This is a genomic window from Marinobacter sp. H13 (genome assembly GCF_059072335.1).
In genome coordinates, this window is the sequence record NZ_JCACRU010000001.1 from 4,408,449 (window position 1) to 4,426,020 (window position 17,572).

Consider the following 17,572-nt stretch of genomic DNA (forward strand, 5'->3'; position numbering starts at 1 on the left):
ACCATGCCAGCATACGAATACAAGGCGCTCGATTCCCGAGGCAAGCAGAAACAAGGTGTCGTGGAAGCCGATGCGCCGAGAGCCGTTCGCCAGCAACTTCGGGAGCGAGGCCTCACGCCGCTGGCCGTCGAACCGGCCGCCGAGAAACAGGCCAGGAGCAATCCCCTGGGCAGCCGGGGTTCGCTGGCCGCGGCCGATCTTGCACTGGTTACACGCCAACTGGCAACCCTGATCCAGTCCGGCATTCCCATCGAGCAGGCGCTCTCGGCGGCCGCTCAGCAGTCACCGAAACCCAGAATACGCAGCATGCTGATCGCCATTCGCGCGAAAGTCATGGAAGGCTACACCCTGGCGGACAGCCTGGGTGAGTTTCCCCGGGCGTTCCCGAGGCTGTACCGGTCTACCGTTGCTGCGGGTGAGCACGCCGGCCATCTCGATCTGGTTCTGAACCGGCTGGCGGATTACACCGAAAACCGTCAGGAGGCTCGCCAGAAAATTCAGCTGGCGGCCATCTACCCCATCATTCTCAGTATCGTCGCCATTGCCATCGTCGTGTTCCTGCTGACCTACGTGGTGCCGGATATCATTGATGTGTTTCTGAAGCAGGGGCAGGAGCTGCCAACGCTGACTATGGCCATGCTTGCGGTGTCGGAATTTCTGGCGGATTACGGTGTCTATCTATTTATACTGCTGGTCGCCGCATTGATGGTGTTCCGCTTTTTCCTGACCAAGCCCGGGTTTAGACTGCGGTTTCACAAACGTCTGTTACATCTCCCCTTGTTTTCAGGGATGGTTCGTGGCGTTAACACTGCCCGCTATGCCAGCACCCTCAGCATACTGACGACCAGTGGCGTGCCGCTGGTCGAGGCAATGCGCATTGCCGGTGAGGTGTTATCCAATGATTTTCTGCGGCAGGAACTGCGGGATGCAGCCAGAAAGGTCAGCGAAGGCGGCTCATTGCACCGTTCCCTCGATCAGACCGGGTATTTTCCGCCGATGATGCTGCACATGATCGCCAGCGGGGAGGCCAGTGGTGAGCTGGACAGCATGCTGGAACGAACCGCGCGCATGCAGGAAAACACCCTTCAATCAAAGATCGCTGCGATTGTGGGGCTGTTCGAGCCGATGATGCTGTTGGTGATGGGCGTGGTGGTGCTGATCATCGTACTGGCCATCATGCTGCCGATACTGAATATGAGTAATCTCGTGGGATGAAACCCGCGCCGGAGCGTCAGTCGACGAGCCCGGACCAAAGCAATCCATGCCAATAACGAGTGAGACAATGACGACCAAAAACCTCAATTCACACAACCGTAACCGCGGCTTTACCTTGATTGAAATCATGGTGGTGATGGTGATCCTGGGCCTGCTGGTGGCCATCGTGGCTCCAAACATCATGGGTCGGAGTGACCAGGCCAAGGTTACCGTGGCGGAAACCCAGTTGAGCAACATTGCCAATGCGCTGGACCTTTATCGCCTGGATAACAGCCATTATCCCTCCACCCAGCAGGGTCTTGAGGCGCTGGTTTCCAAGCCAAGTGGCAGCCCGGAGCCCAAGAACTGGAATTCCGACGGTTACCTGAAGAGCGTGCCGGAGGATCCCTGGGGTTCTGAATACCAGTACGTAAGCCCGGGTACCGAAGGTCCCTACGATCTGTATTCCTATGGCTCTGACGGCCAGGAAGGTGGCGACGGCGACGCTGCGGATATCAGCGTCTGGGACACCGAGGGCTAAATCACTGTGCAGGTCAGATCCCGACAGACCGGTTTCACCCTGATTGAAATACTGGTGGTCCTGGTGGTTGTGGGTCTGCTGGCTTCTCTTGCCGTGTTTACCATGGGGGGAAGCTCCCAGCAGCGCGAACTGGAAAATGAGGTCCGGGAGCTGTACCTGCTTATGCAGACGGCCTCGGAGCAGGCGGTTCTGAATAACCTGGAGCTGGGCCTGAAGCTGGAGGAAGACGGCTACCAGTTCGTGGCTTACCAGGATCAGACTGGCGACTGGAAGGCCTCCGGTGAGCGTATGTTCCGGGCCCGGAGCCTGCCGGAGTGGCTCACTGTCACCGAGTTCATCGAAAGCGACGCGCCCAGGCTGGCATCATCCGAAGATACCCTGTTGCCGGACGTCGTTTTTTTCTCCAGTGGCGAGACAACGCCGTTCGAGCTTGAGTTCACTATCGGAAACGGGTCAGACACGATGCACGTTCTGGCCTCGGATGGGGCGTCGCCCATGGACTGGCGCAAACCGGGCGATGAGGGGAGCAGCGGGTGAGGACGCAGAAAGGGTTTACCCTGATCGAAGTACTCATTGCCCTGCTTGTGTTCGGCCTGATTGCAACGGCTGCGGCCGAAGTTGGAAGCCAGTACATTTCCAGTTACGAACGGGTTCGGGACAAAACCCTGGCGAGCTGGTTGGCAGATAACCGAATAAACGAAATTCGACTGCAGGAAAACATTCCGGGCATCTCCGAGAACTCCAAGGATACCGACTTCGGGCCGTATCGTTGGCGGGTGACCACCGCGATTCTTGCAACCGCCGAGGCGAAGATGCGTCGTGTGGAGGTTACGGTTGCCCGTTATCGCGAGGAAGGCGCGACGCCGGAGCCGATCCATACCCTGTCGGCTTTCGTGGGGGCACAATGAGGTTCCCGTCCGCACACAGCTGCCATCCGCAACAACGTGGTTTTACCCTGCTGGAGGTTTTGATCGCGGTTACCATCACCGCCGTTATCGGGCTTGGCGTTTGGCAGGTTATCAACGGAGTGGTCAATTCCCGCGATCGGGTGAACGAACTGGCGGAACAGTTCGACGGTTTGCAGCGGTCCATGCTCCTGCTTGAGCGGGATATCATGCAGGTGGTCAACCGGCCGGCCAGGGACATTTACGGGGATTTCCAGCCAGCGCTCTCCAGCCGTGCGGACGACTTTTCCCTGTTGCTGACCCGGCAGGGCTGGCGTAACCCCCTGGGCATTCGCCGCAGTGGCCTGCAGCGTGTCGGTTGGGAATATACTGGCAGCGAACTGCGGCGCCGGTACTGGCCCATGGTGGATCAGGGCCAGGAAGATGACAGCCGCGACGTGCTGCTGCTGGAAGGCGTAAAGCGCCTGGAAATAAGGTTTCTGGATGCCAACCGGAGCTGGCAACCGCAATGGCCAACCGATGAGGTGATGGCCGGACTGACCCCGGGTAGCCGCCCTGATATTCCACTGCCGCTGGGCATGGAAGTGACTCTGGAACATGAGCGTTTTGGAACGCTGGTGCGGACGTTTGCATTACCGGATTTTGATCCGGCCGTTGCCCAGGGTGCAGTAAACCAGGCCAACCAGGCTGCCAGCGAAGCGGAAGAAGAAAGCACAGAAGAAGAGGCTACCGGAGAACAAACCGGAGAGAATACCGGTGCAACGGGGCAGGGAGGCTAGGTAGCGATGGGCCAGACCCCGAGGTTATCGAATCGTCAGCGCGGCGTTGCTCTGATCATGGTGCTGCTGGCCATGGCTCTGGTGGTCATGCTTGCTTCGGGGATGACCCAGCAGCAGAGCTTGCGAGTGTTCAAGGCGGGACATTATCTGGCTCAACAGCAGGGCCAGAGTATCGCACTTGGCGCCGAGGCGTTCGCCCGCCAGATCCTGCGCAGGGATTATGACGAGGACAAGGAAGAAAACCTGATGGTCGATAGCCTTGACGAGTTCTGGGCCGCCAATGCAGCCGTTCTGCCGCTGGATGACAATGGTGTGGCTGAGGTCCAGATTGACGACCTTGGAGGCCGGCTTAATCTGAACGACCTGGTCGGCGCCAATGGCCAGGTGGATCCCATCGTCAGAGATCGTTTCGTTCAGCTGTTTGCCGCACTGGGGATTACTGCAGTTTCCGTGGATTCGCTGGTGGACTGGATCGACCCCAACGACCAGACCGTCACGGCGTACGGCGCAGAGGATGGCCAGTATCTGATGGCTGAGCAGGGTTACCGGGCTGCCAACCAGCCGTTTACCACGGTGACCGAATTGCGCCTGATCGAAGGCATGACCGAAGAGATTTATCGGGCCCTGCGGCCCCACGTGGCGGCACTTCCTGTAAATGGTGCGGGGATCAACGTGAACACCGCGACGGCCATGGTGATCCGCTCTCTCCATGAAGAGCTGACGGACGCCCAGGCTGCGTCTATTCTTGAGAAGCGGGAAGAGGAACGGTTCGAGAACCTCCAGGACTTTCTGGCGTTACCAGAGTTCGCCGGGCTCGGGCTCAAGTCGGTTGGACTGGGGTTGCAGACCCGGTTTTTTGAAGTTGCCTCGCGGATTACCTACGATAACCGTGTCGTGAATATGGTCAGTACCGTGTTCCGGACTCCGGAAGGCGAAGTCCAGACGGTTAACAGGGATATCGGGCAGAAAAACCGAATCACCAAAGAGCCTTTCACAATTTCAGAAGGATAATCATGTCTTATCGCCTTTACGTCCGCCCAATACCGCCGTTTGCGGACGCTGACCAGGACCCCGGTGCCCAGATGTTCAACTGGGTCCTGCACGATGCCAGTGGCGATGCGCAGGCTCGCGGCGCAGGCGACAGTCGGGAAACCATCGAGCATACCCTCGGCCAGAATGCACTGGATAATGTTCTGTTGATCGGCCTTATCCCCGGCGAAGAAGCGATTTATTGTCTGGCTGATATTCCCGCGAAGCAAAGCCGCTTTATCAATCAGGCGTTGCCCTACGCTGTCGAGGAGCAGATTGCCCAGGACATTGATTCTGTTCATCTGGCGCTGGGCGCCCATACCGATCACGGCTACCGCGTAGCGGCCATTGATCGCGAACGGATGGGGCAGTGGGTGAATCTGTTCAGCGGCTGGGAGCATGTTCGCCTGGAAGCGATTTTTCCGGATGCCTCATTGTTGCCGCGCACCGAAGGCGGCTGGTCGGTCTGCCTGGATGGCGAAACGGCAATGATGGTGAGCGAACGCGGCGAGTGGCTGAGTATGCAGTCTGCGAACCTGGGAATGTTTGCTCACACGCTGGCTGCACCGTCTGCGGAGGAAGTGGTGGCTGAAATTCCGGTCACGCTTTACGGCACCGCTGAAGAATTTGATCTCCAGCAATCGGCCATCTCGGAGTTGAACGGTTCTGGTCGGCTTGCGGTTCGCAAGGAAGTTCTTGAACTCATGCCTCTGGAACTGCTGGCCTACGCCCATCACCATCATCTGTGCGAACCGGTAAACCTGTGCCAGGGCATGTTCTCGTCCAAATCGGGCAAGGCGAGTCCGCTCAAACCATGGAAACCCCTCATCGCAGTTGCCGCCGTCTGGTTCGTGGTTCAGGTGGCGTTGAATGCCGGAATGGGATTCTACTATCAGAATCAGGCAGAAAAACTGCGAAACGAGGCCATGGCAATCTATCGCGATGCGTTTCCGAATGACCGGCGTACCCATGCCGGCAACGTCCGGCGCGTGATCGAAGGCCAGTTGCGGGTTGCCGGCGCAAGTGGGCCGGAAGTGGACTTTATTACCCTGATGAAATACACCGGACAACAGTATTCCCGTTTGCCGGGCAGCCAGGGAGTGAATTTCAATTCAGTGAATTACAGCCGCTCACGGGGTGAGCTGGTCGTAGACGTGAGAGCCGATAGTTATGACCGTTTGAGCGCTCTGCGCAACGGCCTCGCGAACCAGGGGCTGGAGGCGCAGATTGGTTCGGTGGTGAACGAAGCGAGCGGCGCCCGCGGCCGCCTGACGGTCTCAGGAGGTTAAGGTATGTTTTCCCGAATCAAGGATCAGCCGGCGGTCGGCAAACTCATTGCGCAATACGACCAGTTGCCCCGTCGCGACCAGCAGGCTTTGGTGGTGCTGGCCATCGCTGTGTTTCTTGGCCTTCTGTATTTTGCCGTTTGGCGACCGGCGGCCGGGTTCTACGACCAGGCGGAAGCTGCCAGAGACAATGCCGGCGAATTGCTGGCCTGGATGCAGGCAAACCAGCGGACAATTCAGCGTCTTGGCAATACAGGCGGTGCCAGCACCACGGCGTCGGCAGACAAACCTGCGGATGGCCGTGCCCTGATGGCGCTGGTGACCCGTTCCGCCGGGGAGGCGGGTCTGTCACTTCAGCGCTTTGAGCCCAGCGGTGAAGACGCCATCCGAGTCTGGCTTGAGAATGTGCCTTTTGCAGAGGTTGCCGCTTGGTTAGAGCGATTGAATGGCAACCATGGTGTCGTCATTGACCAGGCGGCCATGGACAGGGCCAGTGAGCCAGGGCGGGTTTCCGTTCGTCTCACACTGGCCATCTGATTCTGAAAACCAGATTCCGGGCCTTTTGTCCGGAACTGACGCAGGAGAGGGAAGCGATGAGTAACGGCAGCGACAACAAGAACAAATCCGAGCCAGCCATTGTTCGCCTGGACGAAACGGCGCGGAATGAAGCCAGATCCATTCTGTTTCACGCCTACCGGAACGAACCGACGTTCCAGTACCTGTTTGATCACCGGCGCCCCGGCTACGATCAGAGGGTGAGGGCGACCATAAGGGAGCTGATAGACCTTTATTTTGAGCTCGAACAGGATGCCATTGGCGTGATGGTTGACGACACGCTTGTGGCCGTTGCGTTCATCGGGGATCCCGAATTAAGGATGAACCTGGCTGATCAGATCAGCTGGCGGATTCGTATGGTGCTGACGACGGGGTTTGCCTCTACACGTCGGTATCTGGACTACCACGAGAAAATTCGCGACATGTTGCCACAACCACTGGCGCATCAGTTGCCCATGATGGGGGTTAATCCCAAATACCAGAATCGCGGCTACGGCCGTTTGCTGCTGAAAACCGTTGAAAAACTCTGTGCCGAGAACCCGCGTGGCAGCGGGCTGGTGCTCGATACAGGAAACAACCGTTATCTGCCGTTTTACGAATCCGAGGGTTTCCGGAGCCTTGGCAAGATTCAGCTCGGCGATTTTGAAGATCACGTGTTGTTCAGGGAAGTGCATCCGGAAACCAAAACGGCCACCTCCGGCCAAACCTGATTTTAAAATGTGTAACGGGAGAAGCTGTGTCTGACCAGCAGGATTTTGATCTGATCGTTATCGGAGCCGGCTCCGGCGGCGTTCGCCTCGCGCGGATGTCTGCCCAGCGGGGCGCCAGGGTGGCCGTGGTTGAATCCAGGTATCTTGGCGGAACCTGCGTAAACGTTGGCTGCGTGCCCAAGAAACTGTTTGTGTACGGCGCTCACGTTCACGATGAGCTGGAAGATGCAGCCGGCTACGGTTGGCAGGTTCCACTCGACGATGTCAGTTTCGACTGGCCGAAGCTGGTTGCCAACAAGAATGCCGAGATCGAGCGTCTGAATGGCATTTATGGCCGGTTGCTGGAAAACGCCGGTGTGACCATCATCGAAGGAACGGCGTCATTGTCAGACGCCAATACCGTGGTCGTCGGGGATACCTCCTATCGGGCCAAACACATCACGATAGCCACCGGCAGCTGGCCGGTGATTCCGGATGTGCCCGGCAAGGAATGCATTCTTACGTCCAACGAGATGTTCTACCTGCCGCAGCTGCCGAAGCAGGCCGTGGTCTGGGGCGGTGGCTACATCGCTGTAGAGTTTGCCGGCATCCTGGCCGGGTTGGGTGTTGATACAACCTTGCTGTATCGCGGTGATCTGTTCCTGCGCGGGTTTGATGGCGACATCCGACGGTTTACCGAACAGGAAATGCGGAAAAAAGGCGTAAACCTGCAGTTCGGGGTGACCATCGAATCGGTTGAGGCCGAAAATGCCCATTACCGGGTTCAACTTAACAATGGCGAAACCCTGGAGACTGGCCTGGTGATGGCGGCAACCGGCCGTCGTGCCCTGGTTGACGGTCTTGGTCTGACTGATCTTGGCGTTCAGCTCAGCGCCTCGGGGCATGTTGTCGTGGATGATCACTTCCAGACTGCCGTGCCCTCAATTACTGCGCTGGGTGATGTGATTGGAACTCCTCAGCTTACGCCGGTTGCCCTGGCACAGGGCATGGTGCTATCCAGACGTTTATTCGGCGATGGCAAAGGCGAAATGGACTATTCGGCGATTCCAACGGCCGTATTCTGCCAGCCAAACATCGGAACGGTTGGGCTGACCGAGGAAGAGGCCCGGGAAGCGGGGCATCGACTGCGGATCTACCGTTCGGAGTTCCGCCCGATGAAATACACCCTCAGTGGTCGTGACGAACGGAGCTTGATGAAGCTGGTGGTAGACGACGAGACTGATCGAGTATTGGGTGCCCACATGGTGGGTCCGGACGCTGGTGAGATTACCCAGGGGCTGGCGGTTGCCATCAAGGCTGGTGCGACCAAGGCCCAGTTTGATTCTACCCTGGGCATTCATCCGACATCTGCCGAAGAGTTTGTCACCATGCGCGAACCGGTGGCGTGATTTAGTGCCGGCGTCCGGTTCTGGGCGCCGGAACCTTTCTAGAGCTTGATCCAGCGGCTGAGCACTTCGCGGAGCATTTCCTTGCGAACAGGCTTGGCCAGATAGTCGTTCATGCCACAATCGAGACAACTCTTTTCCGTGCCGGGCAGAACGTCTGCCGTTAGTGCAATGATCGGTGTCCCAATCTGCGCGTTGCTCTGCTCCCATTCCCGGATATAGCGGGTGGCCTCGTATCCGTCCATCACGGGCATCTGACAGTCCATCAATATGATGTCGTAGCCTGTGTGGTTAGTGGTCACCCTGTCCAGTGCTTCCTTGCCGTTGTTGGCGGAATCGGTATGGAAACCCAATCGCTTGAGCATAGCCGTGGCAACGCGCTGGTTTACCGGGTTATCTTCCACCACCAGGGCGTGGCTGGTGCCATTAATCGTTTCCCTTGGCGGTGTCCCGGTCGGCTCGGGATCGATGGGTCGATCCGCCAACTCGAAGGGCAGCTCAAACCGGAACGAGGAACCCTTACCCAGATCCGTTTCCACCTGAATGTGCCCGCCCATGAGTTCAACCAGCCGCTGGACCAGGGACAGGCCAAGCCCGGTGCCCCCGTATAGCCGGCTGTTTCCGCCGTCGACCTGTTCGAAGGAGTTGAAAATGTCGTGAAGGCGCTCGGTCGGAATGCCGGACCCGGAGTCGCTGACCGAGCAATTCAGAATGATGCAGTTGTCTTCCAGGGCGAAAAAGCCCGCCTGGATATTGATAAAGCCATCGCCGGTAAACTTGATGGCGTTGTCAGCCAGCCCCGCCAGAATTTGCCGCAGACGTGCGGGGTCACCGATGACAACGGGGTTGTCCGGCCAGTCGCCAAAGAACTTGAGGTTGAGGGCTAGGCCCTGTTGCTCGGCGAGGTGTCGGTAGGTGGCGGTGCAGTTGGAAATCAGTTCCCGAAGGTTAAACTCCTGGCTGTCGAGCTTCAGGGTGCCGCTGTCCATCTTCGAGTAATCGAGGATGTCCCCGATGACGGTCAACAGATCCTCGGTGGACTGGCGGGCAGTGTTGAGGTATTCGCGCTGGCGTTGGGTAAGCGGTTCTTCCTGGATCAGATCGACCATCCCAAGCACCCCGTTCAGGGGCGTACGCAACTCATGGCTCATGGTTGCCAGAAATTCGGATTTTGCCTGATTTGCCATCTCGGCCTTTTCCCGGGCACCTTCGGAGGCGGCGAGGGTCTGGTCCCGTGCTGTTTTCAGGCCGGCCAGGTGATGAGCCAGCTGGTTGAGTTGCTCTTCAATGGCAACGATCTCCTTCGAACTCTGGTGAGTATTCAGGGGACGTTCCTGGTAGTCACCATCGGTGAGTTGACCGATTCGCCCGGCGAGGTCCCGTATCGGTGCCAGAATTGCTCCAAGGAAATGATTGATGATCAGAATGCTGAACAGCAGCAGGGCCACGCCAACGGCGATCGATGTCCAGAGAATATCCTGCCGCCTTTCGGCAAGAACATCCTGACTTACGCCAACCTGAACAGTGCCAACCCTCAGAGAACCGGAACCAAAGCCATAGTCTGGCTCAAACCACTCCGCAGTGCGCTCCGAACCAAATTCCAGGGGCTGCTGGAGAATCTCGGCTTCGTAGATCTGGTAGCGCTCGGGTGTTTCACCCGGGTTGATCGGTTCGTGGGAAACGAAGCCGAGTTGGTCTCCCATAACGTCAGAAACCCGGATCCAGTCGGCTTTGCTGCGACGCAGCGACTGGGAAAGGATCTGGTCCAGTGCCAGAGTGTTGCCAGAGACAACGGCGTATTCCAGGGCAGGGGCGAGGCTGTCGGCAAGCATCTGGCTGCTGTCGGAGAGATCCCGGCGCGCATCCTCAAGGCGCACAGACGTGAAGAACACCATCAGCACGATAAACATGACTATGGCTGGCAGAGCTCCGAGGAGCAGCAGCTTTCGGGACATGGGGCGCTGTTGTCTGTGGCTGTTATTCATCAGACGCCTCCCCATTAATCGCTAATTGTCGATCCACCCGTGTGGCAATATCCTCACGGCTCGGCAAGGGAATGTTCAGAGAACGTGCAACCTGGGCATTGACCTCGACCCGAAACTCTTCCGGATACGAGGGTTCCGGATATGCACCAGTTTCGAAAAAGGTCGATAAAAAGCTGCCAGCCATCTCAACCATTTCAGGGAACGGAGCGTAACTGGAGGCCAGGGAGCCTGCCTTGACATAAGCCTGAGTGGGGCCGATGACGATCTGGTTACGGCGGTAGGCGGTCAGCAGAATATGTTTGATGGTTCTGGGGTTGTATATGGCACTGTCTGGGGCGGCCAACAGAAAATCTCCATAACCCAGGGCCCGGACAAGTGTTGAGATCAGGTTGTCGTTGCTTTCTACCAGAAATATTCTGGCCGACATGCCATAGGCCGGTAGCTCATCAATCAGCGGTTCGTAAAGTTCCACCGAGTCTGCGGTTGCCAGCAGGGCTATCTTGGTCGCTTGTGGCAGGATGGCCTTTCCCGTCAGAGCTTGGCGGATCAGCGGCACGTCGTATAAAACCGCCGAGATCTGGCCCGGCGACCGCTCGGCAAAGGCGGAGATAAAGGACCGGTCGACCAGCATGGCCAGGATCGCTGCGGAGCGGTTGGCTTGGCGTGCCCGGGAGAAAGCGGCAGGGCCGACCGTAATGATCGGGCTGTTCTCCAGTGTGGCTAGTTGGTCGTCGGAGACCTCGTTCAAGGAGGTCGCTGGCCCCAGCTGCCGTTTCAGGAGAGCAGTCAGATGTTGATCTAAAGGTGCGTTGCCTGAGCCGACAAAATAAACGACCCGTGCCGGTGCCTCCTGGGCATTGGCAACCATGGCGGAAACAGAGAGATATAGAATCCACATGACCTTGATCAAAAGGCCCGGAGTTCCGTTTCTATGCCGTTTTCGGTGAATCGTGTCGTGTCTGTCCTTCGCTCCATACCGTCCAGGGCTCACGCTTTCCTTGTTAAATTCAGAAACGAATCCCAGCTTCAACAAAAAACTGGTTCTGATCCTCAATCCGGTTGTCAGGGCTGATCCATGGCTTGGGGTTAAGGTAATGCTGGATCGTCAGTGCCAGCATATAACTGTAGTTGGTTCTGTCCACCCGACGTGCGAGCCTGAAATCGGCCCGCTCGAACCGGGTATTGCGCACTTCATTGGTCCAGTACATGGCCGCTGAGGTCATGAAGCCCATTGGCAGATCCTGGATCCAGGCAAAACTACCGGAGTCACGGGCGGAGAGACGGCCCATAAGATCTACGGCACGTTCCTGCTTGTCGACCGGAAGCGCGGCCGGGTCGCCAGTGTATCTGCCTTCCTGCTCAAGATACGCGTAGGTAGCCCGGAGCTTGGTTCCGGAAAACTCCAGCGAGGTTTCCAGCTCGACGCCTTCCTGCTCAAGATCAACGTTGTTGGCGATATACCATTCTTCTTCGTTGATGACGCCACTGATCATGTCATGGAAATCGTCGTTGAAGTAGCGCACTTCCACCGAGAGCAGGGCACTTTCCAGATGGAACTGGCCAAAGTAGCTGATCTCCCGGGAGGTGATCCACTCCTCTTCCAACTCCTGCCCGTAAGTGGACGTAGTCGGGTCCAGGATGTCTTCCACTTTGATTCTCTGGCCATCCAGTGCTTCAAAGGGTGGCTGAACGTTGGTCGGTGTATAGGACCAGTCCGGATTCTGCTCGAAGGCATCCGGTGTGCGGACCGCCCGGGAAAAGACAAACCGCAGCGCGTGGTTGTTGTTCAGGATAAAATTTGCCGCGGCTCTGGGGGAAAAATAGTCTTCATCGGTGGTCGTGGTCCGCTCCCAGTTGCCGCCTGCGTTGAAGGTCAGCCACCGAAAGGGCGAGTACTCAGCGTTGGCGAATACCCGGGATTGGTAATTGTCCCCTTTACCGTTAAAGAAGGTTTCGGAATTGAACGAGTCCTTGCGATAGCCCACACCGGAGACCAGCTTGAACTGGTCACTGAAAATAATGGTGTCCTGGAATTCAATTTCCTGCCGGGTTTCTTCCAGGTCTTCGTTCAGGTCAGCGATGAACGGACCCTGATCCTCGGGGAAGGGTGGGAACCCTGTCGGCAGCAGGGCATTGATCTCCGCTGCAGGCGCGGAAACGGTCCACCGCTGCCTCTGTCGCTGATTCTGATAGCTCGCCTGGATATGGTAGAAGTGGTCGGGCGAGGTCGCTCCGTCGAACCGGACATGGAGGTAGTAGTCATCCATGATAATGTCCGGGTTTGTGGTGGCGCCCAGCTTTCCGGACTTCTCGAGATCTTCTTCATTTACGCCATCCAGAACGCCTGCTCGCACGTCAACCGAATGCTGGCGGTCAATTCGGAATACGCTGTCGAAATTGAAGTTGTTGATGTCGTGGCCATCGTGAAAGGGGATCTCCTGGCCGCCATCAATCTGACTATCAAAGCCGTTGGATTTGCGCTTCTCGTACGACAACCGCCAACTTTTGTCGGCATCGGTATCGCCCACGGAGGTAAACGTGCGAAGGTGACCACGGGACCCAACCGAGGTGTAGGCTTCCACCCCCGCCGTGTCTTGCGGTGAGCGGGTAATGATATTGATGCTTCCAAGAAACGCGTTGATGCCATAGGCGGCGGAATTTGGGCCCCGGCTCACTTCAATACGTTCGATATTTTCCAGTGCCACCGGCATGCCCAGCCAATCTACGTCTGCGAGGCTGATTCTGTAGGCGGTTCGCCCGTCAATCTGAACCTGCAGGCGGCGTTGCTCGTATTGGGAAGTACCGCGATAGGTTGCCACCGGGTTGGTACTTCCCCAGTGGCCAACCACCATGCCCGGAACCAGCCGGAATGCCTCTACGAGGTTCATGATGCCGAGGTCACGGATCATGTCGCCGGTGATGATCGTGGTGGTGCCGGGAACCCTGAGTTTTGACTGGCGCAATCGTGTCGTAGTCAGTACTTCGGGGATTTCGCTTTGTTCGCCTTCGAGGGCAAGCAAGCCGGGCATGAAATCAGGTGTGTCAGTTTGGCCGAGCGCGGTAGCCGGAAGCAGGGCGGACAGGGCAAGGCTGATGCCGAAGCAGGTTGCCAGAGGGCGGCGGTCACCCATTCCTGCCGTTTTTGTCGATTGATGCATGGTTGACGTTCTATAATCTGCCGAGAAAAAAGGATAAAGCGGTTTTATTATGATTAGGTCCTATCGTAAGGGACTACAGACAGTTTGTCTCTCTGAAATGTAATAAATCTAGGCCCGGGAGTTGCAGCTTTATGAATTGTTGGGAAATCCTTGGAATTGAGCCGACCGGCGATCGCCGGAAGATCCAGGATGCGTATGAGCAACAGCTCAAGTTTGCTTCGGAAGACGAGGCAAAGAGCCTGGAAGCGGCTTTCCGGGAGGCAGTCGGGGACGATCCGGGCCCGGTAAAGCAGGCTTCTGACACGGTTCAGACTGAACCGCATCGCGAGGTGCAGGACGAGGAGCCTGATCGTCCGCTGGATGCCAACGAGGGCCAGGTGGTTCGTGAGGTGGTTATCCAGATCAAGGCCTTGCTCAATGACTCCTCAAGAAGCAAGGACCCGGGCATCTGGAAAGCCATTCTGGACGAGCCGCCCGCCGATCAGCCGCGGTTGCGACGCGAGATTGGTCGCCAGTTGGAGCCCCAGATACGGCCGATGGCGGAAAACGGTACCTTTCCGGCGCCGGTGGCCCAGTTTCTCGGTGAGTGGTTCGACTGGTTCACTGTGGAGCAGGCGCCTGAGGCGGCCGACGATCGGAATTACCCGGAACCCGATATGGCTGAAGAGCAGGGCGAACAGCCACCGCAAATGGTCAATTTCTGGCCGGCGGTGATTGGCTGGATTGTAGGGCTGGCGATTCTTGCCACACTCTTTGGCGGAATGGGTGGCGGTTGATTTCGCCGCCCGGATCAACCCGGTTTCTCTGCATTCGCCCTTTCAATTTTATCCCGGTACTTCTGGGCCAGGAAGGCTCCGACGATAACCTGTATCTGGTTGTAGCACATGATCGGTAACACGATCATGCCGAAGCCCGGGTGCCCTGAGAACAGGACCTTGGCCATGGGCAGACCAGACGCCAGGCTCTTTTTGGAGCCGCAGAACACCACCGCGGCTTCATCCTCCAGGCTGAACCCGAATCGCCGTACCAGGAACCTGGCAAACACCATGAATAGCAGCAGCAAGCCCAGGCACAGCGCAATGGCGAAAAGGATGGCCTGCAGGGGCAGATTCTCCCAGAGTCCGCTCTCTACCGAATGTGAAAAAGCGGAGTAGACGATCAGCCAGATCACGCACTGATCGTATCGGGCCATCAGTGTTTCGTTTCTGCCAAGAAATCCGCCGAGCCATGGTCGGAGCGCATGCCCAATCGCAAAAGGCAGCAGCAGTTGCAGAACGATGTCTTTCAGGGCTTCCGCTACGGAGAAATCCCCACCGCCGGACGTGCTTACCAACAGCAACAGCAGGAATGGCGTCAGCATCATGCCAAAGACATTGGAGGCGGCTGCGCTGCAGATTGCCGCCGGAACATTGCCCCGCGCCATCGCGGTATAGGCGATGGAAGAGGACACCGCCGACGGCAGGACGCCCAGGTAAAGAAACCCCAAACCAAGATCTTTCGGCATCCAGGATGGTGCGATATTGCTGAGGCCGTTAATCGGCAGCACCGCAAGTGGAAAAAATACGAAGGTGAGCGAAGTGATCAGAATGTGCAGCCGCCAGTGGGTGGCACCGGCAATAATCTGGTCCCGGGACAGCGCTGCGCCATGGAAAAAGAAGAGCAGGGCGACGGCGACCGTTCCGGCGGTGGCCAGTGCCTCGCCTGCCTGGCCAGTTGCAGGCAGAAAGGTGGCTAATACGATGGCGCCCAGGAGCAGCAGGGTAAAGGTGTCGATCCGGAACTTCATGAATCAGGACTCCCGACGCTTCAAGGCCTGGAGGCTGGGTTTCAAAAGCGCCCTTGCCAGGGATTCTGCCTTGCCCTCATCCTGACGCCGGACCGCCGCGAGCAGGAGTTCATGGTCTTCCTGGGAGGGTTCCGGCAGGTCTGCGTCGGTTTCGGTCTGCTCGATGGTCTGGCTGACAGCGTGGGAAAAGTAGTCGTAGAGCTCGATCAGCGCTGAGTTATGAGAAGCGGCAACCAGGGCATGATGGAAGGCTTCGTCGTGCCGGATGCGAGCCTGCAGGTCATCTCCCGCTTTGGCGCGAGCATCGAGGGCTGTGGTCATGTGCCGGAGATCCTGTTCTGTCCGCCGGTGCCCTGCCAGCTTGGCGGCCTCCGTTTCCAGCATGATCCTGACCTCCAGCTGCTCCGCCAGCTGGGTGCGGGCAATTCTCCGCAGTGTCTCCCCGGCGTCCCGTGTCGCTCGTACGTATGTGCCATCCCCCTGGCGGGTTTCCAGCATCCCCACGTGTACCAGCACCCGAACCGCCTCACGAACCGTGTTGCGGCTTACTCCGAGGGATTCGGAAAGTTCTGATTCGACGGGCAGGCGATCGCCAACCGACCAGTCACCTTTTTCGATGGCGTTTCTGAGACTTTCGATAGCAGTCTCGACCAGCGAGCCTTTGCGAATACGTTCCAGCATGTGTATGTCATCCTTCTAACCTATAACCCAATCATCCTATGAATATGGCCGAGGTTCAAGGGCAAAGGCTTTCACCCGATTACCCCGCGGTCTGGCCGGGGTAAAGAAATTGGTAATCAGCGGTGTCTACCCGGCGGGTCGCGAACCGGTAGGTGAAGGTGAATCCCGGCCAGTTGATGGTATTGCGCCCATGCTCATCGAGGTACCAGGAGGTGCAGCCGGAGCTCCAGACCGTGTCTTCCAGGCCCTGTTGAACCACATGGGTGAAACGGTCCTGCCGGTCTTGCCGGACGTCCATGGCGGAGTGAGGGTACTTTTCGAGCGCCTCCAGACATTCCAGAACGTAGCGAAACTGGGACTCAAGCATGTACAGAATCGAGTTGTGGGCCAGGTTGGTGTTGGGCCCATAGAGCATGAACATGTTGGGAAAGCCACTGACGGTGATGCCTTTGAACGCCACAGCGCCGTTCTGCCAGGCCTCGTTCAGGGTCTTTCCGCCCCGGCCTGTTATCCGGATGGGTGACAGGAACTCCGAGGCCCGAAAACCAGTGCCGCAGATAATTGCGTCCACTTCATGGTGGTGTCCTTCGTGCGTAATGACGCCGGACTCGTCAATGTGGTCAATAGGGTCGGTAATAAGATTCACGTTCGGCCGGTTGATGGCCGGATACCAGTCGTTGGAAATCAGAATCCGTTTGCAGCCGATCTTGTAGTCTGGAATGATCTTTTTCAGCTTGGCGGGATCTGTGACCTGTTTTCTGGCCTCCCGCTTTGCCATGTTCGCGTAATACTCGAGAAGGCCACTGAATTTGGTGAAAGCGAGGGCGCGACTCTCGTTTTTCCAATAAATGAGGTATCGATAAAGGCGATCCCAGGCCGGCACTTTCTGGAACAGCGTCTGCTCCCAGCGCTTGAAAGGCCGATCCGGCTTGGGCAGGACCCAGGCCGCCGAGCGCTGAAACAGGTCCAACTGCTTTACCTTCGATGCAATCTCCGGAACAAACTGAATGGCACTCGCGCCAGTTCCAATGACCGCCACTCGTTTATCGGAGAGGTCGTAATCATGATCCCAGCGGGCTGAATGGAACATCTTGCCCTGGAAAAGGTCCAGGCCCTTCAGGTTTGGCCAGGCAGGTTGATTGAGCTGTCCGGTGGCGGTGATGAGTACGTTGGCGGTCAGCTGCTCACCGTTTGCGAGAGTCACCGACCATTGATTTGTTTCGTCGTCAAACGCGGCTTCCTGCACCTCGGAGTTAAACCGGATGTGACTGCCCAGGCGATATTTCTGAACGCAGTGCTCCATATACCCGAGTATTTCGGGCTGCAATCCGAATTTCCGCGACCAGTTGTGCTTGGGTTCGAAGGAGTATGAATAAAAGTGCGATTGCACATCGCAGGCGGCACCGGGGTAGGTATTATCACGCCAGGTACCTCCAACCCGGTCGGCTTTTTCCAGCAGGGTCAGGTTATTGAATCCGGCCAGTTTCAGTTTGATGGCCATGCCCAGACCACCAAAACCGCTACCGATAATCAGAATGGACGGGTGTTCTCGCAGGCTGGCTTGGCTCATGATCATAT

17 protein-coding genes are annotated in these 17,572 nt (G+C 57.5%); 11 read left to right on the forward strand and 6 right to left on the reverse strand.

The annotated features are described in order from the left end of the window. The first annotated feature begins 3 nt into the window (after positions 1-3). The 10 genes from gspF (at position 4) to gorA (ending at position 8,387) form a co-directional block, all read left to right on the forward strand. Positions 4-1,215, forward strand: coding sequence for a type II secretion system inner membrane protein GspF (gene gspF, locus AC5JQH_RS20570; protein WP_008171191.1), 1,212 nt, complete (start codon positions 4-6; stop codon positions 1,213-1,215). Positions 1,216-1,282: 67 nt separating this feature from the next. Then, positions 1,283-1,735, forward strand: a complete 453-nt coding sequence (gspG, locus tag AC5JQH_RS20575; RefSeq protein WP_014576991.1) for a type II secretion system major pseudopilin GspG — start codon at positions 1,283-1,285, stop codon at positions 1,733-1,735. Positions 1,736-1,741: 6 nt separating this feature from the next. Next, positions 1,742-2,272, forward strand: a complete 531-nt coding sequence (gene gspH, locus AC5JQH_RS20580; protein WP_273095243.1) for a type II secretion system minor pseudopilin GspH — start codon at positions 1,742-1,744, stop codon at positions 2,270-2,272. Next, positions 2,269-2,643: a type II secretion system minor pseudopilin GspI gene (gspI, locus tag AC5JQH_RS20585; RefSeq protein WP_008171187.1), complete on the forward strand. Its 375-nt coding sequence runs from the start codon at positions 2,269-2,271 to the stop codon at positions 2,641-2,643. Before gspH ends, gspI begins: the two co-directional genes overlap by 4 nt. Further along, positions 2,640-3,419, forward strand: coding sequence for a type II secretion system minor pseudopilin GspJ (gene gspJ, locus AC5JQH_RS20590; protein ID WP_008171186.1), 780 nt, complete (start codon positions 2,640-2,642; stop codon positions 3,417-3,419). Before gspI ends, gspJ begins: the two co-directional genes overlap by 4 nt. A gap of 6 nt (positions 3,420-3,425) precedes the next feature. Beyond that, positions 3,426-4,430, forward strand: a complete 1,005-nt coding sequence (gspK, locus tag AC5JQH_RS20595; RefSeq protein WP_008171185.1) for a type II secretion system minor pseudopilin GspK — start codon at positions 3,426-3,428, stop codon at positions 4,428-4,430. 2 nt (positions 4,431-4,432) lie between these two features. Continuing rightward, positions 4,433-5,737, forward strand: a complete 1,305-nt coding sequence (gspL, locus tag AC5JQH_RS20600; RefSeq protein ID WP_008171184.1) for a type II secretion system protein GspL — start codon at positions 4,433-4,435, stop codon at positions 5,735-5,737. Between the two features lie 3 nt (positions 5,738-5,740). Further along, the gene (locus AC5JQH_RS20605) at positions 5,741-6,271 is read left to right on the forward strand and encodes a type II secretion system protein M (protein ID WP_008171183.1); all 531 of its coding nucleotides are present in this window, start codon (positions 5,741-5,743) and stop codon (positions 6,269-6,271) included. Positions 6,272-6,327: 56 nt separating this feature from the next. Next, positions 6,328-6,999, forward strand: a complete 672-nt coding sequence (locus tag AC5JQH_RS20610; protein WP_008171182.1) for a GNAT family N-acetyltransferase — start codon at positions 6,328-6,330, stop codon at positions 6,997-6,999. 26 nt (positions 7,000-7,025) lie between these two features. Then, a complete protein-coding gene (gene gorA / locus AC5JQH_RS20615; protein WP_008171181.1) occupies positions 7,026-8,387 on the forward strand; it encodes a glutathione-disulfide reductase in 1,362 nt (453 codons plus the stop codon). A gap of 38 nt (positions 8,388-8,425) precedes the next feature. On the opposite strand, the gene AC5JQH_RS20620 is transcribed toward gorA, so the two are convergent. The 3 genes from AC5JQH_RS20620 to AC5JQH_RS20630 form a co-directional block, all read right to left on the reverse strand. Further along, on the reverse strand, positions 8,426-10,369 hold the full coding sequence (locus AC5JQH_RS20620; protein WP_008171178.1) for a HAMP domain-containing hybrid sensor histidine kinase/response regulator: 1,944 nt from the start codon (positions 10,367-10,369) through the stop codon (positions 8,426-8,428). Next, the gene (locus tag AC5JQH_RS20625; protein ID WP_227507771.1) at positions 10,362-11,267 is read right to left on the reverse strand and encodes a hypothetical protein; all 906 of its coding nucleotides are present in this window, start codon (positions 11,265-11,267) and stop codon (positions 10,362-10,364) included. The genes AC5JQH_RS20620 and AC5JQH_RS20625 overlap by 8 nt, the downstream gene beginning before the upstream one ends. Before the next feature lie 109 nt (positions 11,268-11,376). After that, positions 11,377-13,527 carry a TonB-dependent receptor plug domain-containing protein gene (locus AC5JQH_RS20630; protein ID WP_039881866.1) on the reverse strand — a complete coding sequence of 717 codons (2,151 nt, stop codon included), beginning with the start codon at positions 13,525-13,527 and terminating at the stop codon, positions 11,377-11,379. 131 nt (positions 13,528-13,658) lie between these two features. Between AC5JQH_RS20630 and AC5JQH_RS20635 the strand changes: the two genes are divergently transcribed. Beyond that, a complete protein-coding gene (locus tag AC5JQH_RS20635; protein ID WP_008171171.1) occupies positions 13,659-14,303 on the forward strand; it encodes a hypothetical protein in 645 nt (214 codons plus the stop codon). 14 nt (positions 14,304-14,317) lie between these two features. Here the strand turns inward: AC5JQH_RS20635 and AC5JQH_RS20640 are convergent, their stop codons facing one another. From AC5JQH_RS20640 to AC5JQH_RS20650, 3 genes are all read right to left on the reverse strand, one after another. Next, entirely contained in the window at positions 14,318-15,313 is a 996-nt protein-coding gene (locus AC5JQH_RS20640; RefSeq protein WP_493805921.1) for a bile acid:sodium symporter family protein, read from the reverse strand. A gap of 3 nt (positions 15,314-15,316) precedes the next feature. Beyond that, on the reverse strand, positions 15,317-15,994 hold the full coding sequence (locus AC5JQH_RS20645; protein WP_008171167.1) for a FadR/GntR family transcriptional regulator: 678 nt from the start codon (positions 15,992-15,994) through the stop codon (positions 15,317-15,319). A 79-nt stretch (positions 15,995-16,073) separates the two neighbouring features. After that, the gene (locus tag AC5JQH_RS20650; protein WP_008171165.1) at positions 16,074-17,570 is read right to left on the reverse strand and encodes a flavin-containing monooxygenase; all 1,497 of its coding nucleotides are present in this window, start codon (positions 17,568-17,570) and stop codon (positions 16,074-16,076) included. Positions 17,571-17,572 lie beyond the last annotated feature (2 nt).